General features: G+C 33.5%; 23 protein-coding genes. 20 read left to right on the forward strand and 3 right to left on the reverse strand.

Going from position 1 to position 21356, the window contains the following annotated elements; translation table 11 throughout:
* Positions 1-62: 62 nt before the first annotated feature.
* On the reverse strand, positions 63-233 hold the full coding sequence (locus tag BUA98_RS22455) for a hypothetical protein (RefSeq protein ID WP_167547708.1): 171 nt from the start codon (positions 231-233) through the stop codon (positions 63-65).
* Between the two features lie 324 nt (positions 234-557).
* Here BUA98_RS22455 and BUA98_RS01535 point away from each other — a divergent pair, with 324 nt between their 5' ends.
* From BUA98_RS01535 to BUA98_RS01560, 7 genes are all read left to right on the forward strand, one after another.
* Complete coding sequence (locus BUA98_RS01535) at positions 558-1076, forward strand: HEPN family nuclease (RefSeq protein WP_072969904.1); 519 nt, start codon at positions 558-560, stop codon at positions 1074-1076.
* A 37-nt stretch (positions 1077-1113) separates the two neighbouring features.
* The gene (locus tag BUA98_RS01540; RefSeq protein ID WP_072969905.1) at positions 1114-2070 is read left to right on the forward strand and encodes a hypothetical protein; all 957 of its coding nucleotides are present in this window, start codon (positions 1114-1116) and stop codon (positions 2068-2070) included.
* A 50-nt stretch (positions 2071-2120) separates the two neighbouring features.
* A complete protein-coding gene (locus BUA98_RS01545; RefSeq protein WP_072969906.1) occupies positions 2121-2549 on the forward strand; it encodes a lysozyme inhibitor LprI family protein in 429 nt (142 codons plus the stop codon).
* Between the two features lie 16 nt (positions 2550-2565).
* Positions 2566-2844: a hypothetical protein gene (locus BUA98_RS22250; RefSeq protein ID WP_139256984.1), complete on the forward strand. Its 279-nt coding sequence runs from the start codon at positions 2566-2568 to the stop codon at positions 2842-2844.
* A gap of 20 nt (positions 2845-2864) precedes the next feature.
* Positions 2865-3422, forward strand: a complete 558-nt coding sequence (locus tag BUA98_RS01550; RefSeq protein ID WP_072969907.1) for a YdeI/OmpD-associated family protein — start codon at positions 2865-2867, stop codon at positions 3420-3422.
* An 89-nt stretch (positions 3423-3511) separates the two neighbouring features.
* Positions 3512-4414: a PhzF family phenazine biosynthesis protein gene (locus tag BUA98_RS01555; RefSeq protein WP_072969908.1), complete on the forward strand. Its 903-nt coding sequence runs from the start codon at positions 3512-3514 to the stop codon at positions 4412-4414.
* Positions 4415-4420: 6 nt separating this feature from the next.
* Positions 4421-4912, forward strand: a complete 492-nt coding sequence (locus tag BUA98_RS01560; protein WP_072969909.1) for an SMI1/KNR4 family protein — start codon at positions 4421-4423, stop codon at positions 4910-4912.
* Between the two features lie 49 nt (positions 4913-4961).
* On the opposite strand, the gene BUA98_RS01565 is transcribed toward BUA98_RS01560, so the two are convergent.
* Positions 4962-5189: a CDGSH iron-sulfur domain-containing protein gene (locus BUA98_RS01565; protein ID WP_026984188.1), complete on the reverse strand. Its 228-nt coding sequence runs from the start codon at positions 5187-5189 to the stop codon at positions 4962-4964.
* A 255-nt stretch (positions 5190-5444) separates the two neighbouring features.
* Between BUA98_RS01565 and BUA98_RS01570 the strand changes: the two genes are divergently transcribed.
* The 10 genes from BUA98_RS01570 (at position 5445) to BUA98_RS01620 (ending at position 16488) form a co-directional block, all read left to right on the forward strand.
* Positions 5445-6332 carry a 3-keto-disaccharide hydrolase gene (locus BUA98_RS01570; protein ID WP_072969910.1) on the forward strand — a complete coding sequence of 296 codons (888 nt, stop codon included), beginning with the start codon at positions 5445-5447 and terminating at the stop codon, positions 6330-6332.
* 498 nt (positions 6333-6830) lie between these two features.
* Positions 6831-8966: a methionine--tRNA ligase gene (metG, locus tag BUA98_RS01575; RefSeq protein ID WP_072969911.1), complete on the forward strand. Its 2136-nt coding sequence runs from the start codon at positions 6831-6833 to the stop codon at positions 8964-8966.
* A gap of 81 nt (positions 8967-9047) precedes the next feature.
* Positions 9048-9935, forward strand: coding sequence for a DMT family transporter (locus tag BUA98_RS01580; RefSeq protein ID WP_072969912.1), 888 nt, complete (start codon positions 9048-9050; stop codon positions 9933-9935).
* A gap of 436 nt (positions 9936-10371) precedes the next feature.
* Positions 10372-11079: an HAD family hydrolase gene (locus tag BUA98_RS01585; RefSeq protein ID WP_072969913.1), complete on the forward strand. Its 708-nt coding sequence runs from the start codon at positions 10372-10374 to the stop codon at positions 11077-11079.
* The gene (locus tag BUA98_RS01590; RefSeq protein WP_072969914.1) at positions 11079-11708 is read left to right on the forward strand and encodes a chloramphenicol acetyltransferase; all 630 of its coding nucleotides are present in this window, start codon (positions 11079-11081) and stop codon (positions 11706-11708) included. The genes BUA98_RS01585 and BUA98_RS01590 overlap by 1 nt, the downstream gene beginning before the upstream one ends.
* A gap of 108 nt (positions 11709-11816) precedes the next feature.
* On the forward strand, positions 11817-12953 hold the full coding sequence (locus BUA98_RS01595) for an OmpA family protein (protein ID WP_072970563.1): 1137 nt from the start codon (positions 11817-11819) through the stop codon (positions 12951-12953).
* A 234-nt stretch (positions 12954-13187) separates the two neighbouring features.
* A complete protein-coding gene (locus BUA98_RS01600; RefSeq protein ID WP_086065104.1) occupies positions 13188-14585 on the forward strand; it encodes a hypothetical protein in 1398 nt (465 codons plus the stop codon).
* A gap of 94 nt (positions 14586-14679) precedes the next feature.
* On the forward strand, positions 14680-15198 hold the full coding sequence (locus tag BUA98_RS01605; RefSeq protein ID WP_056188711.1) for a ferritin: 519 nt from the start codon (positions 14680-14682) through the stop codon (positions 15196-15198).
* An 81-nt stretch (positions 15199-15279) separates the two neighbouring features.
* Positions 15280-15465, forward strand: a complete 186-nt coding sequence (locus tag BUA98_RS01610; RefSeq protein WP_026984196.1) for a hypothetical protein — start codon at positions 15280-15282, stop codon at positions 15463-15465.
* A 330-nt stretch (positions 15466-15795) separates the two neighbouring features.
* Positions 15796-16488, forward strand: a complete 693-nt coding sequence (locus BUA98_RS01620) for a DUF2461 domain-containing protein (protein ID WP_072969917.1) — start codon at positions 15796-15798, stop codon at positions 16486-16488.
* A 59-nt stretch (positions 16489-16547) separates the two neighbouring features.
* Here the strand turns inward: BUA98_RS01620 and BUA98_RS01625 are convergent, their stop codons facing one another.
* A complete protein-coding gene (locus tag BUA98_RS01625) occupies positions 16548-16880 on the reverse strand; it encodes a single-stranded DNA-binding protein (RefSeq protein WP_072970564.1) in 333 nt (110 codons plus the stop codon).
* Between the two features lie 178 nt (positions 16881-17058).
* On the opposite strand from BUA98_RS01625, the gene BUA98_RS01630 reads away from it, so the two are divergent.
* The 3 genes from BUA98_RS01630 to BUA98_RS01640 are packed head-to-tail and all read left to right on the forward strand — an operon-like array spanning position 17059 to position 21347.
* Positions 17059-18588 (forward strand): bifunctional GNAT family N-acetyltransferase/carbon-nitrogen hydrolase family protein, encoded by a 1530-nt coding sequence (locus BUA98_RS01630; protein ID WP_072969918.1) that lies wholly within the window; start codon positions 17059-17061, stop codon positions 18586-18588.
* On the forward strand, positions 18585-18932 hold the full coding sequence (locus BUA98_RS01635; protein WP_026984200.1) for a hypothetical protein: 348 nt from the start codon (positions 18585-18587) through the stop codon (positions 18930-18932). The genes BUA98_RS01630 and BUA98_RS01635 overlap by 4 nt, the downstream gene beginning before the upstream one ends.
* Positions 18933-18944: 12 nt before the next feature.
* The gene (locus BUA98_RS01640; protein ID WP_072969919.1) at positions 18945-21347 is read left to right on the forward strand and encodes a M28 family peptidase; all 2403 of its coding nucleotides are present in this window, start codon (positions 18945-18947) and stop codon (positions 21345-21347) included.
* The last annotated feature ends 9 nt before the right edge of the window (positions 21348-21356 follow it).

Consider the following 21356-nt stretch of genomic DNA (forward strand, 5'->3'; position numbering starts at 1 on the left):
TGTTTTGAGATTGATTTGCAAATTTCAGTTAAATAAAAACAGAAAAGAAATACAATCTGAATTTATATGCCCTCAGCTCCGTCCGTATTATTTTTTTCGTTCATTTTTGCCACTAAAGCTTTCAAACGCAAGGCGCGTTCTCTCTTTTCTTCCTGAAGTTTGGCTTTCTTCCGATTGAGCAATTTGGTATGTAAAGCTTTGTTTTTCGTATTCTTTTCAGGTCCTTTTGCCATGATTTCTATGGTTTAGTACTTTGTTCTGCAAATTTCGGTGAAATAATGATACGATTGGGAATAATTTTTTGGGCGTTCCCTCCGGTCGGGCTTTCGGCTATATTCCCGATTAACAAAAACTACGGCTAAAAAGCCTTGTTTTTCTAAATCGGGAGATACCGCCTCTATCCCTAACGCTCACGGTTTCATTAGAAGATTTAGTTTTGTGAGATTATTTTGTACTATTAAATTCAGTATTTTAGCTAGACAAAAAATAATTACTTACAACAAAAACAACTATCAATTAAAACGCCGTTAGTAAAAAAGTTAAAAAACTAAAAAATTATGTATTCAGCAGAAGAAGATTTAATAATACAATCATATTTTACAATTGCATTCCTTGCAGAACTTAATAATAACAATTTTTTAAGGAGTAATGCATATAAAGAAATGAATTTTCAAGATTCATATATTAAAGCGAATCTTCCCTCAATTGGAATAGGTAACCATGGAACAATAATTCAAACCTTATATTCGATACTTGTATTACCTAAAGAATTGATTTCTAATAAATTTCCAAAAGAATTTAGCGATTTGAATGTTTTTTTAAAATTAAATACCGTATCAGCTCAAACGACTTATAATGCAGATTCTATAAATATCGATTATTTACGACATATACGAAATTCTGTGGCTCATGGGAAAGTTAGTTTTGAAAATGATTTGGTGGTTTTTAATGATATAAATAGCAGAACGAACGAAATCTGTGAAATTAAAATTACTCTTCAAAATTTCGGCTTATTTATAGGAGAGTTGCAAAAAATATTCCTAGCTTTTATTGAGTATCTTAAGAATAAAAAATAGCGTTCATAAAGAATTTAAAATAAAGATCATATAAAAAATGAAAAATGAAGACAATTTATTCTTACGTTTATTGGACGATACACTTAATAAAAATGTAAAAGAAAATATTAAAAATAACTACCTAAAAGATCTGAAGAATATTACGAAATGGAGTTGTTTCAGTGACTATTGTTTTGATGATAAAAACAAACCAAATGATGTGGTTACTTTTTCTTTAGTTCCATACATTACAGATTATTCTATTATTGAAAATCATATTAAAGAGATTGCAAAAACAGATATAAAAAACACAAAATCGATTCAAGATAAATTCATAACTTTTCTAAAAGAATATCCGTTAATAAACTTTAGCTTCATTTTAAATGACAGAAAAGAGATATTTGGACATACGCATGATATAAGAAAGGAGAATGTCTTACAACAACTTAATTTAACAAAAGACTTATACTCTAATTGGATTAAAAATCAACCTGAAAAGGAATTATATTATAGGAAGATAATAAAAACAATTGATTCTTGTATTTCGGAAGTTAAAAGAGGAAAAAAAATAAACATATATATTGATGTTTTTTTAGTAGCATTTTTAGGCGCTTATGTTTCCTATATAATATTAAATGAACTTAAAAATATAGAAATATTTGGCTGGTTCTCGGATAGAGATAAAATTTTTGACGTTCAAAATGGATTCATAGTAAATATTTTTAACAACAATTTACATTGCCTTTTGTATGACAAACAGATTCCATATCAATTTGTTTCATCATTATCCAATTCAAATTTTGATGTTTTTTATGACCAATTCATTAAAATCCCTGATTATATAGCAGGAACCTTAGCCGATTATAATATGATTGACAATTTAGTTAGCAAAGATAAATTTGATATAATGTTAACAAAATACATGGGTAATAACACTCATAATAATTTCGTTTTTAAAATTTTTAAAGAGGACAACCAATTTAATTGTGCTAAAATATCTATATTAAAAAAGTAATCATCTCGCAGTAAAAAACTAACTTAACATATTTGCAATCCATTCCTGCAATGAGAAAATACTCAAACAAAACATCTCTATTCTCTATTCTATTTTTAATCAGTTTCCATTCTTATTCACAAGAAAACAAAGCAATACAAAAACTAGATACAGAACTTCAAAAATGTTTAGATGATACACAGAACAATATGTTGAACTGTACCCAAGTATATTACACCAAAATAGACGAACAACTTAATATAACTTACAAAAAAATTAGAACTAACTTAAGCAAACCAGAACAGGAAAAATTAAAAACCCAGCAATTGGCGTGGCTTAAAAAAAGAGATCAGTATTTTAAAAAAGTCAAAGCCGAAACCACAAAGGAACTTGATGGAGAAAATGAATCACAAGATTACAGGATGATCTGTTCTCATAAAAATGCTCTATTTGTGAGAGATAGGATTATTGAATTAGAAAAAACATATTCAAAAAACTAAAATCAACTTAACCCAAATGAACCTCCCAAAAAACCTAACCCTATTCTACGTCTCAGGAATTCTTTCCATTATAGCAGGAATAATTTATGCGATAATGCTAATAAACGGCAACTCTGCAGAAGACGGCTTAATGGGAATTTACATTTTGTTTTGCCTGATTCCGGTTTTGTTAGTTATATTGATTGATCGCTTTTTAGTCCGAAAGTTTGGCAATCAAAAAGTAAATAAAGTGCAATTCTCGTTTATTGGATTTATAATACTTTTGTGGATTATAAGAGCGATTGTGAATTTGTAACTGAACTAACTTATCCCAAAATGACCCCAACCTTCTTCGCAACCCAGGAAAAATTCAGAGCATGGTTAGAAAAGCACTACGCAACTGAAACCGAACTTATCGTTGGTTTCTATAGAGTAAGCACCAAAAAACCATGTATGACCTGGTCAGAATCTGTAGATCAGGCGCTTTGTTTTGGCTGGATCGACGGCGTTCGTAAGTCAATTGACGAAGAAAGTTATACCATTCGTTTTACACCGAGAAAGAAAAGCAGTATTTGGAGTGTAATCAATATTAAAAAAGTCGAAGTTCTCAAAAAAGCCGGCTTGATGAAAGAAGCCGGAATAAAAGCTTTCGAATTAAAATCTGACGAAAGATCTAAAATTTACTCTCATGAAAATGAAGCATATGTTCTAGACCCTGAGTTCGAAAAACAATTTAAAGCCAATAAAACAGCGTGGGAATATTTCAACAATCAGGCGCCATCGTACAAAAAAGTAATAATTCATGTAATTATGAGCGCCAAACAAGAAAAAACCAGACTTTCCAGATTGGAGAAGGCAATAAAATTTAGCGAAGAGCAGAAACGAATGTTATAAAAATAACAAATGTTTATCAATTTGATTGCACGACAAATAGTAACTTTATCCTCTATCTATAATTTCATCATCAAAAAAAAAGATAAACAATGGAAAACAGAACCACCTTACAATACTACGTTTTAGATGTATTCTCGAATAAAAGTTATAAAGGAAACCCATTGTCGGTTGTTTTTACAAATGGTGATTTAGCATTAGAAACCTATCAGAATATTTCAAAAGAATTTGGCTATTCTGAAACTTCATTTGTTTATTATTCTACAAAGCAAAAAGCACTCAATGTTCGTTCCTTTACCCCAACTGGAATCGAAATTGATGGTGCCGGACATAATTTATTGGGTGCGGTTTGTGGCGCTTTGCTAAAAAGAATGCCCATTTTTGAAGAACAAAATGAAAGCGAGCGTTTTGTAATGATGAAAAATTCACCTATTCCATTAACGGTAAGTTTTGATTCGATTACGAATTATCCTGTGGTACAAATGCATCAAAAATCGGCGGTCATTAAACAAGAAATCCCAACTTATAGAATTGCAGTGGCGCTTGGTTTAAAAATCGAGGATTTAGACGTAAACGCCTTTGTTCCCACTATCGTTAAAACAGAAGTTGCCCATACGATGGTGCCAATAAAAAACAGTCAGGTTCTCAATAGTATTGTACCAGACAATCAACTCTTAATTGAGATCTCAAAAGAATATCAATTTGAAGGATTCTATTGTTTCACCCCTGCTGATGAAAATCAGGAACATATAGTTGAAACAAGGTTTTTCAACCCTATAATTGGAATATTTGAAGATCCGGCTACCGGAACGGCTGCGGGTCCTTTAATTGGTTTTTTAACACAAAAGAAATTCACCAAATCAGAGAAAGAATATAAAATTCTTCAAGGTGTAAAACTAAAACAGGCCTCCATGATTGAAGTTATGAATCGCGAAGAAGACATTTTGGTTGGTGGTTCTTCGATTATTACTATGAAAGGCGAACTTTATTTATAAAAGATAATGAAAAACTTACTGATTTCAATTTCAGAAAAAGCAATTCAATATGAAGATTTCAATTTTACATCTGAGCACATTGAAAATAATTGGCTAGGAACTATCCCTGCTTCAGAAAAACAAATAAGTCACGTTGAAAACAAACTTGGCATAAAATTACCTAACGATTACATTGAGTTTTTAAAAATAACTAATGGCTTTTCAGCTCCAAATGACATTGAACCAACTTTTGAAGCAATTGAAAATATTGACTTTTTAAAGAATATTGAACCTTTTGCAATCGAAGCTTATGCTTATTTACCGGAATTAGAGAATTCCATTCTTATTGGAGGTATAGAAGAAGAACAGTATTTTTTATTACTACCTCCAAAATCAAAAAATGAACAGTGGAGATATTGGAAGTTTGCCAATTGGTATCCTGGTGAACATCCATATCAAAATTTAAAAGAATATTTCGAAGATGTGCTGCAATTTATAATTGAAAATCACGAATCATAAAAAAAAGCTGCATTATACAATGCAGCTTTTTTTATATCTCAACCAGAAATTAATTCGTTTTCATTGGTGGTAAATCAAACGCAACTGAGTCGTGTTCGAAATTGTTTCTATGTCCACCATCGCAAAATGGTTTGTTTGCAGATAATCCGCAACGGCAAAGCCCTAATGCAGATCTTCCCTGAAGTCCGTAAACTGTTCCTTCTGAATCCATGATTTCAAAATCACCTTCGATTTTGATTGATCCGTTTTTATTGATGATAAGTTTTGTCTTGCTCATAAGATTGTCTTTGTTTTTTTCTTGGGCAAAGGTTGCAAAATATATCTTTATTTATAAGCGTCAAACGTAGTTTAAACTGGTTCTATTTAAAACTAATTTTCTCCATTTTTTAACAAATTAAGATTTCCAATCATGTCATTATTTAAGAAATACAAAGTGTAAGAATGATATCTGATTTTGAATTAATAGGACAATATCATTCAGACATTATTTTGTAGATTTGAGAAATCATTTTATCCAAATTATCAACCACTTATGAAAAAATACTCCATTCTAATAGCATTTGCCCTTCTATTTATCCTAACCTCTGCAACTAACAAAACAAATTCATTCGAAGAGGACTGGATTAATTTACTAGATAATAACCTTAGCAAATGGGATATGTATCTAAGTTACAAACACCAGAATGGCTATTCCGGTAAAGTCCCAACGGATGCTAATGGAAAAGAAATAGAGCCTATTGGTTATAATAAAAATGTAAACAATATGTTCACGGTAATTCAGGAAAACAATGAACCTGTACTTAAAGTTTCCGGAGAATATTATGGCTGTGTCTTCACCAAAGAAAATTTCAAAAACTATCGACTGAAGCTAAAAGTTAAATTTGGAACTAAAAAATGGGAACCCAGAACCGAAAAATTGATGGATGCGGGTGTACTTTATCATTCGCAGGGAAAAGCGGGCGTAGATTACTGGCGTGCCTGGATGTTATCACAAGAATTTCAAATAATGGAAGGCCATTTTGGCGATTACTGGAACATTGCTAATTCGGCCATTGACATTAAAGCTTATATTCCGGAAGGAAGCATGAGTGCTGTAGCTGATGAGGATCAAAAATTCATTCCGTTTGGGACACATACTGAAAATACCGGGTTTTGCATGCGAAAAATGAGAGCTGAAACACCTAATAATGGCTGGACAGAAATAGAATTGGTTTGTTTTGAAGGAAAAAGTCTTCATATCATCAACGGTAAAGTGGTCATGGTTTTGCAAAATTCCCGTTATTTTGATGGTGAAAAATTTATGCCTTTAACCGAAGGAAAAATCCAATTGCAAAGCGAAGCTGGTGAAGTTTACTATAAAAACATTCAAATAAAACCAATAAACAAACTGCCTGCTGAGTTTGAAAATTATTTCAAATAAATGGAATAACTAGCCCTGTTTACTTCGCTAAACTACTATCTTCAAAAGCGTTCAATGAACTTCGGTTGAAGAAAAAATCCTTCGCTTTTCTCTTTAAAAAGAAAAACATTGCTACGGATAGCGGTATTTAGCTTCAGAAATAACGAATCACAAAAACGGGAAACTTCTTATGAAAATGAGTGCCCTAGCCCCGATAGAAGTGGAAATCCTTTTGTGGCGGGGTTCGCCACAAAAGATTGAAACGGATAGCGGGATTAGCTCCTAAAAAAACAATCAACACTAAATATTGTCATTAAATTTCTGTTTCACGCAGATTCAGGAGATTTAGGAGATTTAATTTAAAAATCATTTTAATCTTTTTAATCTGTGGCTTTAGCTTAAAAAACTAAGCGAATCTCTGTTTTTCATCGTGCAACTCTGTCAAATTGCTTGCGAATCTCCGTGTAATAACAAAATCTCAATTCTATTGCTTATTTTTGCACTCAATAAAATTGAGTTATGATACAGAATCCAAAGAGATATACTATTACGGCAGCCTTACCTTACACCAACGGACCTATCCATATTGGGCATTTGGCGGGGGTTTACGTGCCTGCAGATATATATTCGAGATACTTGCGTTTGCAAGGAAAAGACGTTGCATTTATCTGCGGAAGCGATGAACACGGTGTTGCAATTTCGATGAAAGCCAAAAAAGAAGGAATTACACCACAAGAAGTTATTGATAAATACGACGGAATTATAAGAAAATCATTTGCTGATTTCGGAATTTCGTTTGATAATTATTCTCGTACTTCGGCTAAAATTCATCATGATACGGCTCAGGAATTCTTCAGGACTTTGTATGATAATGGCGATTTTATTGAAGAAACAACAGAGCAATTGTATGATGCAAAAGCAGATCAGTTTTTAGCGGATCGTTTTGTTGTGGGAACTTGTCCAAAATGTGGCAATGACGGAGCTTATGGAGATCAATGTGAAAATTGCGGATCCACTTTGAATGCGACTGATTTGATCAATCCAAAATCAACAATTACTGGAGAAACTCCAATTTTAAAAGAAACAAAACACTGGTTTTTACCTTTGGACAGATATACTGATTTCCTAACAGAATGGATTTTGGTTGGACATAAAAACGACTGGAAACCGAATGTTTACGGACAAGTTAAATCTTGGGTTGACGGCGGATTAGAGCCTCGTGCGGTAACGCGTGACCTTGATTGGGGAATTGATGTTCCCGTTGAAGGTGCCGAAGGAAAAAAATTATATGTTTGGTTTGATGCGCCTATCGGATATATTTCGTCTACGAAAGAATGGGCGGCGCGCGAAGGAAAAGACTGGGAACCATACTGGAAAGATGAAGAAACGAAATTGGTTCACTTTATTGGGAAAGACAATATCGTTTTTCACTGTATTATTTTCCCTGCGATGTTGAAAGCTGAAGGAAGTTATATTTTACCGGACAATGTGCCTGCAAATGAGTTTTTGAATTTGGAAGGAAACAAACTTTCGACTTCTAAAAACTGGGCAGTTTGGCTGCACGAATATTTAGAAGAATTTCCGGAGAAACAAGACGTTTTGCGTTATGCATTAACTTCGAACGCTCCAGAAACTAAGGATAACGATTTTACATGGAAAGATTTCCAGGCGAGAAACAACAACGAATTAGTTGCTATTTTCGGGAATTTCATTAATCGTGTGGTGGTTTTAACCAACAAATATTACGAAGGAGTAATTCCGACGCCAAATGAATTTAGTGAAGTTGACGAGCAAACTTTGGCCGAATTAAAAGCGTATCCGGCTGTAATTTCAAGTTCGGTGGAGCGTTACAGATTCCGTGAAGCTTTAGGTGAATTGATGAATGTTGCCCGTTTAGGAAATAAATATTTAGCAGACGAAGAGCCTTGGAAAGTGATGAAAGACAATCCAGAGCGTGTTAAAACTCAAATGTATGTAGCCTTGCAAATTGCTGCTGCTTTGAGCGTTTTGGCTGAACCGTTTTTACCTTTTACATCGGCTAAACTTTCTAAAATCCTTAATTTAAGAGATCTTAAAGAACATTTTGAAGGATTTAGTAAATTTCTTAAAGAGAAGAATCGTGATGCAAAAGACATCATTATTGATAAAGTACTAGGCTGGAATGATATTGCTGAAAATTCAGATTTAATTCCGGCAGGACATAAAATTGGCGAAGCAGAATTGCTTTTTGCTAAAATAGAAGACGAAGAAATACAAAAACAAATAAATAAATTGGAAGCTACAAAAACAGCCAATCTTGCAGAAAGCAAACAGCCGGAACCACAAAAAGATTTGATTCAGTTTGAGGATTTCGCTAAAATGGACATTCGTGTTGGAACTATTCTGGAAGCAGAAAAAATGCCTAAAGCGAATAAACTTCTGGTTCTTAAAGTAGATACCGGAATTGATGTTCGAACTATCGTTTCTGGAATTGCCGAGAGCTTTTCTCCAGAAGAAATTATCGGAAAACGTGTTTCTGTATTAGCTAATTTAGCGCCAAGAGCTTTACGTGGTGTCGAAAGTCAGGGTATGATTTTAATGACTACAAATGCTGAAGGAAAATTGGTTTTTATCAATCCGGATGCTGACGCTCCTAATGGCGAAACGGTAAACTAAAGTTTTATACTACTATAAAATGGCGTGAATCGATTATATATCTAATTGATTCACGCTTTTTGATTTAAAAAAATACAAATAATGAAACTCACCAAACCAAGATTAGCTTTAAGCTGTGGAATACTTTGTATTTCCATCTTCCCAATATTGGTTAAATTGAAACTGGCACCGGGACTAATTTCCGCTTTTTACCGTATGTTTTTTGCGGTTATTTTGCTTTTGCCTTATGTAATTATAACGAAGAGTTTTAAGCTGCCAAAACCAAAGTTCTTGCTTTTGGCTATGCTTTGCGGTGTATTATTTTCTTCTGATGTTGCCGTTTGGAATATTGCCATTCAGGATTCGAGTGCGACTCAGGCTTCTTTGCTGACGAATTTATCGCCGCTTTGGGTCGGAATTGGTTCTTTTTTCTTTTTGAAGGTTAGACCGGCAACTAATTTCTGGATTGGAACAGCGGTTTCATTATTCGGAATGGTGACTTTGGTTGGCTTTAGCTTTTTTATGGAATTGAATTTTGATCAGGCTTTCTTATTTGCGGTTTTATCTGGTATTCTCTATTCGATTTATCTTTTGGTCAGCAAAAATGTACTTTCAGAAGTTGATGTTTTATCGTTTATGACCATTAGCCTATTGGCTTCGAGTGTTTACTTGGGAGTTCTTTGTTATTCGCTGGATCAGCCTTTTACCGGATTTTCAAATACCGGTTGGTTTGTGCTGGTTTTGCAAGCTGTAATTTGTCAATTATGTGCCTGGCTGTCGATCAGTTATGCGACGCAACACATGCGCGCGACCAGAGTTTCATTGAGTTTATTAAGTCAGGCTGTAATAACTTCAATATTAGCTTGGTTGTTTTTAGAAGAACAAATAACTTTACAGATGGTTTTCGGTGGGATCATTTTGCTTTTCGGAATTAGAATTACTTTTTACGACAAGACTATTTCGTCAAAAAGACTATTTTCTAAAGATTAAGATTGAGAATTGGCACACGGATGACGTGGATGTGGGCGGATTTACGCAGATTTTTTTTAAGTAGTGCCGAAAAAAGTTTTACACAGATTTGCTTCGCCTGTTCGCTATTGCTCGGGTTGCAGATCAGGCAGATTTTCATTAATCATTTATCACGATAGCTATGAGGAGCAGTGGTAAAAAAATTAGCGGAAATTTGTGTAATTTGTGGTTAAAAAAACTTCAGTCACTGATGCGATCAGGAGAGGAAAAAAAATTAGTGAAAATTTGAGCAATTTTTGGCTAAAAAAAATTTCACGCAGATTTTGCAGATTTAATCAGATCAGTGCAGATATTTTAAAAAAACCTTTAAAATCATTTTAATCTTTGGCAAAAAAATTCGTGAATTCGTGGCGAAAAACCTGAAACAAAAAAACCTGAAACTTGAAACAAAAAACTTATGTTACATAAAAGCAAAATACCAAATTTAAAAGTAATCGCATTTGATGCAGATGATACTCTATTTGTAAACGAACCTTATTTTCAGGAAACTGAACATAAATTTTGTGCTTTGATGGAGGATTATCTTTCACATCAAGGCATTTCGCAGGAATTATTCAAAATTGAAATTGCCAATTTACCTTTGTACGGTTACGGAATCAAAGGTTATATTTTGTCGATGATTGAAGCGGCGATGAATATTTCAAACAATACAATTCCGATAGAAGTTATTGAGAAAATCATTCAATACGGAAAAGAATTACTCGAAAAACCTATTGAGCTTCTTGATGGAATCGAAGAAACTTTGCAGGCTTTACATGGAAAATACAAATTGGTTGTGGCCACAAAAGGCGATTTGAAAGACCAGCACAGTAAATTGCATCGTTCTGGTTTAGGGCACTATTTTCACCATATCGAAGTGATGTCAGACAAACAGACGATTGATTATGAAAAATTATTGGGTCGTTTAGACATTCAGGCGAGTGAATTTTTAATGATTGGAAATTCTTTAAAATCAGATGTTTTGCCTGTTTTGGAAATTGGTGGTTATGCCGTTCATATTCCATTTCATACTACTTGGGAACACGAGAAAATTAATCATAAAGTTGAGCACAAATATTTTAGTTCTTTCGAGAAAATATCTGAAGTACTCCCTAATTTGCTGTAATGAAAACACTTTTAGACTTAGAAAACTGGAATAGAAAAGAGCATTTTGCGCATTTTAGCCGAATGGAAGAACCATTTTTTGGTGCAACTGTTACAATTGATTGTACCAAAGCCTATCAAACTGCCAAAAGTTTGAATAGTTCTTTTTTCCTCTATTATTTACATAAAACTTTAGTTGCAGTAAATGCAATTGAGAATTTTAAATATCGTATTTCAGAAGGAAAAATCTATATTAACGATCGCGTTGATGCCTCGGCAACAATTGGCCGTGAAGATGGCACATTTGGGTTTTCTTTAATTGAATATAATAGTAATTTTAGGATTTTTGAGCAGACTGCTTTGGCAGAAATCGAACGTATTCAAAATACAACCGGACTTTTCACCAGATCTTTTGATGATGATAATGTAATTCACTTTTCGGCGATTCCGTGGCTGAATTTCACATCACTTTCACATGCAAGAAGCTATACCTTTCCGGATAGTTGTCCTAAAATTTCATTTGGAAAAATGATGACTTCAGAATCTGGAAAAAGGAGTATTGCCATGTCTGTACATGTACATCATGGTTTAATGGATGGTTTACATGTAGGTCAGTTTGTAGATTCTTTTCAAGAGCTAATGAACTCCTAATGTTCATCTTACCTAATAAGCCTTATTTTAATATGTTTTGGACTTTTAGCAGAAAGTAATTCTTGCAAATAATTGTTGGTTTGGGAAAAATTTAAAATCTCAAATACAATGAAAAAAATTGTAATTACTCTGGCCTTTGCTTTAAGTTTAATGCATGCAAAAGCACAAACAGAAAACAATACTACAACCAGTTACAACAAGTGGTCTGTAGAATTAGACGGTGGTTTCAATAAACCTCAACGTCCCTTTACTTCTGGAAATTATTACACGTCTCGAATTAATCCCTTTACTGTTGATTTAGGTGTGAGATACATGTTGAACAACAAATTTGGATTAAAAGTTGATGCTGGATATAACAGCTTCACTGACCAGAATAATAGTTCAATTGATTTTGACTCTAAATATTACAGAGTTGATTTACAAGGTGTAGCCAACCTGGGAAGAATCATGAATTTCGAAACATGGACAAACACGTTTGGACTACTTGGACACGCCGGTTTTGGTGTTGGTCGTTTAGAAAATAAAGATTTACATGTAAAAGACAATGTAGGTAATTTCATTGCTGGTCTTACAGGACAAATCAGATTATCAGACCGTTTTGCTTTAACAGGTGATGTCTCAACTATTTTAAATGCCTACCAGGATCATACTTTTGATGGTAATGGCGCTACAAACTCAAGAGGCTTCAGTGGATTATTATTTACCGGAACGGCCGGTTTAAATATTTATTTAGGTAAAAACACTAAACATGCTGACTGGACTGTAATCTCCGAAAATGCTGATGTTGCTGCATTAGAAAATAAGCTTGCCAATCTTGAAGCTCAGGTAAATAAAATGCCCGAAAAGCAGGTAATTGTTGAAAAACCAGTTACTAATACAGTAGTAAATGACAAAGATGTTATCAAAGAATTGATCAACGACAAATACTACAGTGTTTATTTTGATTTCAATAAATCGACTCCAATCGAAAATTCAACTGCTGCTATAGATGTTGTTTTAACTTATTTAAGAAAAAATCCTTCGGCCTTTCTTGATATTCTTGGTTATGCTGATCAGGTTGGTAGCTCAGAGTATAATGATAAATTATCAAAGGCAAGAGCAACCAACGTTAAAACTATTCTGGAGAAAGCTGGTATTTCATCTTCCAGATTAAATGTAATTTCTGAAGGAGCCGACACGTCTATTCAAAAAGATTCTGAAGAAGCAAGAAGATTAGCAAGAAGAGTTACTTTTAAAGTAAAATAAACATTACTTTTTTTTTAAAATTAAGCCCTAAATTTCTTTAGGGCTTTTTTATTTTGTCATTTAATAGGTATAGAATCTCTCAGAAATAATTTGTACTTTTCATCATTCAAAATAATCTATCTGATAAGTTGGAATGTTTTTTGTGGTTAAATACTTGTGAAAAAAACTATATTCTTATTTCTTCTCTTTTCTACATCGGTATTGTTCAGCCAGACAATACTGAACTCTACTCCATTGGAAATAAGAGAATCAAACAGATCCAATCAGTTGTTAACCATTGAAAACAAAGCAACACATGATGTATTTGTTTTCGCTGCCAACAATGAAAACCTTTCCATTTTACAATATAGCAGTTCTTTATTTTTAAAGGATAAGTATACTACACCACTAAAAAACATAAATAATAAGTCCTTAATTGGTTACAGTTTCAGTGAAGACGGAAACCCAACTCTTTATTGGTCAACGCCAGACTTTGAAATCATTTTGGCGGTTAAATGTTTTCTTGAGAGCAAAACATCCCGGATTTTATATTTCAAATTTGCCTCATCAAGACAATATGTTGTTTCACAATTTCAGCAGAATGACTCCTTTAACATACTTACTAAAGATCTTGATGACCATACACTCATGTTATATTCCTTTAAAAATGGAGCTGTAGATGAAAAATTACTTGATTTTTCAACTTATCGTTTTCAGGATAAAAATGGAAAATTGCGAACTTTTACTGAGATTATCAGAGAAAATCCTATTGAAAAAATGGATGAAACGGAATATAATCCTTTGTATACGAGTACGGCAAAAACGAAATTATATGTATTACCCAATCGTATGATCTTCACTTTGGACTATAATCCAAAAAGCACCCAAATATTTGACTTTAATACTGAAACCGAAGAAATAAAAGAAAAAAACTTCATGCAATCTCTTAGTGAAAAAGGCAGAAAGCTTAGTAATTCGTTTTTTCAGAATGATAAACTATATCAGGTTACAGCCAATGAAGAAGAACTTTCATTTGACATAAAAGACTATAACACAGGGCAGAACCTGCATAGTATCAAAGTTTCAAAAAATGATACTATTAAATTTAAAATCTCGCCATTGTTTATCCAACGGGAAGGCCGAAAACCAACTGAGTTAAAGACGACTAAAAAATTTCTAAAACATCTTTCTTACTTAGATCTTGGGTTATCTGTATTTAATAATAATGAAAACAGTTATTTTACAATTGGCGGAACTCCGAGAATACACGAAATGAATGCCTTTTCAAATTTTGAATATTTAGACCCTGATTTAGCTGCAATGCTACCGGGAGCATATAATTCAATAGGTATTGTTCATACTGAAAGTGTCTATTTTGAAAGCGTTTTTGATTCCAATTACACCTTTTTAAAACAGGAAAACATTGAGCCTTTGGCCATGGATAATATTTATTACTTCTTAAACACCAATAAAAAGATAGCCTTAAATAATATTATAAAATATAAAGACTTTTATATTCTTGGCTATTATGACAGTGCTTCTAAGCAATATATAATGCGTAAATTCAAAGATGGGTTTAATGCAGATGACCCATTTTTAAACGAGATAAAGACTCCATCCTCCTTCAAAAGGCCTTTTTTAAAAACGCCTTAAATTTATTGAGAATTAATCCAAATGTCTTAGGTATCACCGTTTCAAAAAAGCGGAATGGATTATTTTTTTTAACTTTACAAAAAAGACACATATTATGCTAAAGAAAAATATTGAATCAGCTTTAAACAAGCAAATACGCATAGAGGCAGAATCTTCGCAAACCTACCTTTCTATGGCTTGTTGGGCTGAAGTACACGGACTAGAGGGAATTGCTCAATTTATGTACACACAGTCAGACGAAGAGCGCGCGCACATGCTAAAACTGGTTAAATATGTTAACGAGCGTGGCGGACATGCAACAATTACAGATCTAAAAGCACCTAAAACAAGCTATACTACATTTAAAGAAATGTTTGAAGCGCTTTATAGCCATGAAATTTTTGTTTCAGAATCTATTAACGAATTGGTTCACATCACTTTTGAAGAAAAAGATTATGCAACACATAATTTCTTACAATGGTATGTATCTGAACAAATCGAAGAAGAGGCTACTGCTAAATCAATCTTAGATAAAATCAACTTAATTGGTGATGACAAAGGCGGACTTTACCTATTTGATCGTGATATTCAGCAGTTAACAGTTACAAGCTCAATCGCTATCAACCCAAAATAAAAAAGTTAAAGTTTATTTAGAATACTTAAAAATAACAAAATTCTTTTATATTTGCCTCTGTTTTTATAATACAGAGGAAAATTGAGCAAGAAAGAAAAAGACAAGGACAAAAAAAAGGATAAAAAGAAAAAGAAGAATAAAGCTATCCTTGAGAACATTAAGAAGTTAGAAAACTGTAAATCTTCTTGTTGTGAAAAATACAAAAAAAGCGAGAAGAAGCGTTGTTCGCGTTGTCCTATGTTTGATTTATTCAAAAAAACTGCTTAAACAATATATTCAAAACCCACCAAATTGGTGGTTTTTTTTTTTAAATTGCAGACCTCTTTTGGGATCAACACGAAAACCTGTGGATCAGCAAAAAAATTTACCGCAAAGCACGCAAAATTTTTTTTATATAGTCTTTGCAGGATCTTTATTAAGTTCGCAAAGCTTTGTATTGATCTAGCTTTGTGAACTCTGTGTTTTCTGCCGTATTCGTAGATAAAATCTTTGTGTTCTCTGTGGTAAAAAATAATTAGTAGATTTATTCTTTATGTTTTTCCACAACATTTAGCGTCGATCCCCTCTTTTGATATTAAAAAGTTTCAAAATTTAACTATGGAAAACCAGATTACGATACCTAAATCCTCTCTTGATTTCTTGCTTCAGCTTAAAACAAACAATAACAAACCCTGGTTTGAGGCCAATAAGCCTACTTACTTAATCGAATTAAATCATATTGAAAATTTTGCAGGCGCTTTGCTGCATGAACTTTCTAAAACTGATGTTTTGGAAACAGCTTCCGGCAAAAAAAGCGTTTATCGTATTTATCGCGATATTCGTTTCGCTAAAGACAAAACTCCTTTTAAAACCTTCTGGGGAGGAAGTTATACCAGAGCAACAGCGGCAAGACGTGGTGGCTATTATTTTCACTTAGAACAAGGAAACAGTTTTCTCGCTGGTGGATTTTGGGGCCCAAATGCCGGAGATTTAAAACGCATAAGAAGTGAATTTGCCCATGATCCGGAATCCATGAAAAAAATATTGAATTCAAAATCGTTCATCAACACTTTTGGGACTTTGCAGGGCGAACAGCTCAAAACAGCCCCAAAAGGTTATGATGTAAATCATGAAGCCATTGATTTACTTCGGTACAAACAGTTCTTGGTCATGAAACGTTTTACTGATGAGGAAGTTTTAAGTCCTAATTTTTTAGAACAGGCATTGGAAACCTTCAAAAGCATGAGACCTTTTTTTGATTATATGAGCGAAATACTGACAACGGACGTAAATGGAGCTTCTGTTTTATAATTATATATAAAACCCGACAGGTTTAAAAAACCTGTCGGGTTTAATCCACAGAGTAAGTATTACTTGCTTAACAACAATATTTCATTTACAACAACTTCGGTTATATATTTCTTTTCACCGTTTTTATCATCGTAACTTCTGTGGGATAGTTTTCCATCAATGGCAACTTCCTTTCCCTTCACAACATACTTTTCAATAATTTCAGCAACTTTTCCCCAGGCTGTAACACGATGCCAATCCGTTTGTTCTATTTTTTCCCCTTTATCGTTTTTATAATAATCGTGTGTTGCGATCGTTAGTTGCGCTAATTTTTTTCCATTTTCTAATGTTTTAATTTCAGGGTCGTTCCCTACGTTACCAATTAATTGAACTCTGTTTTTCATTGCATTCATGGCGTATACTTTTTTAAATGTGCTTATAAAATCGAATTCGTTTATCAAATTCAACAGTGCAAAGATGTGGCCGCTTTCAAAAATTAGTCGGTTAGCAACTATTTACTTTCGGTTGTAACTATTTGTAAACGTTTGTAAATGGAAATGTTTTCGTATATTTGAGATAAATCTTACTTATATGCAGGCACAAATTAACAAAGTTGAATTACGAAATTTAGAATTAGACGATTACAAGCAATTGAAAAATTCAATGGTTGAATCGTATCCGGAAATGGCGAATTCATACTGGGAATCAAAAGATATCAAAAAATTACTTTCCATATTTCCTGAAGGTCAATTAGTTATATTGGTAGACGGAGTTGTTGTCGGATCTGCATTATCGTTAATCGTTGATGAAAAACTAGTTGACAAAAGACATAATTACAGACAAATCATTGGAGACTATACTTTTTCAACCCATAATCCAGATGGTGAAATTTTGTATGGTATAGACGTTTTCATTCATCCGCATTATCGTGGTTTACGATTGGGACGTCGTTTATACGATGCCCGTAAAGAACTTTGTGAGCAGCTAAACTTAAAAGCTATCGTTTTTGCAGGAAGAATTCCTAATTACGCACAGCATTCCAAAAAATTTACACCTAAAACTTATATTGACAAGGTAAAACATAAAGAGTTACATGATCCTGTTCTTTCTTTTCAATTAAGCAATGACTTTCACGTTTTAAGAATCATCAAAAATTATCTGGAAGGTGACGAAGAATCAAAAGAATTTGCGGTTTTATTAGAATGGAATAATGTTTATTACGATGAAAGCCCAAAACTTATCAATCTTGAGAAAAGTGTTATTCGACTTGGGTTAATTCAGTGGCAAATGCGTCAATTGAATAATATAGAAGAATTCTTCGAACAATCAGAATTTTTTATAGATGTCGTTTCGGGTTATGGCGCCGACTTTGCCTTATTTCCTGAACTCTTCATCGCTCCCCTGATGGCAGATTACAATCATTTATCTGAGGCCGAAGCCATTCGTGAATTGGCCCGTTATTCTGACCCAATAAGAAAGCGCTTTCAGGAATTTGCTATTTCGTACAACATCAATATCATTACCGGAAGTATGCCATATTTAGACAACAATAATCTTTATAATGTTGGTTTTTTATGCAAAAGAGACGGAACTTCAGAAATGTATACCAAAATTCATGTAACACCAAATGAAGTCCAACATTGGGGAATGAAAGGCGGATCACATTTCCAAACTTTTGATACCGATTGCGGAAAAATTGGAATTTTGATATGTTATGATGTCGAATTCCCGGAACTTTCCAGAATTATGGCAAATGAAGGTATGAATATTCTTTTTGTTCCATTCTTAACAGATACTCAAAATGCCTATACACGCGTAAAGCATTGTTCGCAGGCACGCGCAATAGAAAACGAATGTTATGTTGCCATTGCCGGTTGTGTTGGTAATTTGCCAAAAGTAAATAATATGGATATTCAGTATGCACAGGCATCTGTTTTTACGCCATCTGATTTTGCTTTTCCAAGCAATGGAATTAAGGCCGAAGCAACTCCAAATACTGAAATGACATTAATTGTTGATGTCGATTTGAACCTTTTAAAACAACTTCATGAACATGGAAGTGTGCGAATATTAAAAGACAGACGACACGATTTATATGAAATTAAAAAAATTGAACAATGAAAACATGCCTCGAATGTTCTGAAAAAATTGTAGGTCGTGAAGACAAAAAGTTTTGTTCGGATAGCTGTCGCAATGCCTTCAACAATAAAATAAATAAGGACAGCACTAATTTCATGCGAAATGTAAACAACAAATTACGAAAAAATTACCGTATTTTGGCCGAGTTAAACACGGAAGGAAAATCAAAAGCTACAAGGGATAAAATGATCAATAAAGGTTTTGATTTTGATTTCTTTACCAATATCTTGCACACCAAAACAGGAAATACCTACTATTTCCTGTATGACCAGGGATATAGATCTTTGGACAATGATTATTTTATGCTTGTTAAAAAAGAAATTTAGTACTTATTCATCATGAAAAAAAACCCCACCTCAATTCTTGCCGTAGTCTGCATTTTAGCAATTCTTGGTATTATTTACGCTACCATGATGCCGCAATGGATTTCGAAAGAAGAGGAAGCTCTTGCTGAATTTTCGACCGAAAGGGCATTAAACCAAGTTGAAATTATTGCTCAAAAACCACATTATGTGGGATCAACTAATCACGAATTAGTAGCAAACTACCTTAAACTTGAATTGAACCGCATTGGTTTAGAGACTTCTGTTCAGGAAGGATTTACACTAAACGACAAGGGGCTTTTAGTGAAGTCTAAAAATATTCTGGCCCGTATTAAGGGAACCAACAACTCCAAAGCACTTTTATTACTATCTCATTATGACAGTGCGCCACATTCTTTTTCAAAAGGAGCAAGTGATGATGCTTCGGGCGTAGCAACAATTCTGGAAGGCATTCGTGCTTTTATGTACTCCAAAACGCCACAAAAAAACGATATTATAATTCTTTTTTCAGATGCTGAAGAATTGGGATTAAACGGGGCCGCACTTTTTGTAAACAAACATCCATGGGCAAAAGATGTAGGTTTGGTTATTAATTTTGAAGCAAGAGGATCTTCAGGACCAAGTTACATGTTAATGGAAACGAATAAAGGAAATGAAGCTCTTGTAAAAGAATTTTCAAATGCAAAAACCAAATATCCCGTTTCAAATTCATTGATGTACAGCATTTATAAAATGCTCCCAAATGATACAGATTTAACCGTTTTTAGAGAACAAGGAAATATTCAGGGATTCAATTTTGCATTTATTGATGGACATTACAATTATCACACGCAACAGGATGATGTTCAGCATTTAAATAAAATGACATTAGCCCATCAGGGAACTTATTTGATGCCTTTATTAAAATATTTTTCAAACATCGACTTAAATGAAACCAATTCAACTGCAGACGATGTTTATTTTACCATTCCGTTCTCCTTTATAAGTTATCCGTTTACTTGGGTTTTCCCAATGACTGTAATCGCTTTAGGATTATTAATTCTTTTCATTTTTATCGGAAAAGCCAAAAGAGTAATCACTTTTAGAGAGATTTTTAAGGGTTTTGTCCCGTTTTTGGGTGCTTTGATCATTTCAGGTTTGGTTACTTTTTTAGGATGGAAAATTGTTTTACAAATCTATCCGCAATACTCCGATTTACTGAACGGCTTTACCTACAATGGACATGCTTACATTGGAGCATTTGTAACTTTAAGCATCGCCATTTGTTTTGCTTTTTACAACCATTTTTCAGAACCAAAAACCACGATGAATCATTTTGTAGCGCCTTTGCTACTTTGGATTGTTATCAATATGTTTTTGGCGAATAGTTTGACAGGTGCAGGATTTCTGATTATTCCAGTTTACTTTGGAATCTTCTTATTTGGAATTTTTGTTATTACACAACATTATAGTTTAGGCTTAAACTTAATATTCACATTGCCGGCGCTTGTAATTGTTGCCCCATTTATTGTGATGTTTCCAATTGGTTTAGGTTTAAAAATTCTTTTTGGAAGTGCAGTTCTTACTGTTTTACTTTTCGGATTATTACTTCCAATTTTTGGAGATTTTATTAGAAAAGGTGCATGGACAGTATTCTTTTTTCTTGTTTCAATTGGCTTTTTTATTTACGCTGGCTACCATTCCGGTTACGAGCATGGCGAAGCAAAATCGAACAGTTTAGTTTACGTTTACAACGCCAATACAAATTCTGCTGTTTGGACTACATATGATGTAAACCTTGACGATTGGACCAAAACGTACTTAGGAGAAAAAAATCAAAAAGCAGTTGGTTTAAATGCCTTGCCACTTGCCAGCAAATACAATTCAGGCTTTACTTATAGTGCTATTGCTCCGGTTGTTGATGTTCCAAAACCAACAATTTCATTCCTGAAAGATAGTGTTGTGGGCAACAACCGCTATATAAAAATTCAAATTACGCCAAATCGTAAGGTAAATCGATATGATATTTTCGCCCATCCTAAAATGAATTTCTTTAATTTTAAGGCTAATGGAGTTTCAACTTCAGACCAGAAAGGAAATCGTCTGGAAAGAGATGGAATGAAGATTTTATGCTATTATGTAGTAGGTAACGAACCTCTTGTAATGGAATTCTACATTAATAAATCTTCAATTTTCGATATGGATTTAATTGAAAGTTCTTTTGATTTGATGACCAATCCATTGTTCAAAGTGAAACCTAGAGCTGACTGGATGATGCCGACACCTTTTGTTTTGAATGATGCCGTTTTAATTCAGCAAAAAATAAAAAGATATACCGCTCCATTGCCGGTAATAGAAACTGCTCCGGTCAAAGATAGCTTGACTGTTGTAAAAGACAGTTTAGCACCAACGGTTGTTAAACCCGAACAAATGAAATAAAACAAAGGC

This window comes from Flavobacterium saccharophilum (genome assembly GCF_900142735.1).
GTDB classification, from domain to species: Bacteria; Bacteroidota; Bacteroidia; order Flavobacteriales; family Flavobacteriaceae; genus Flavobacterium; species Flavobacterium saccharophilum.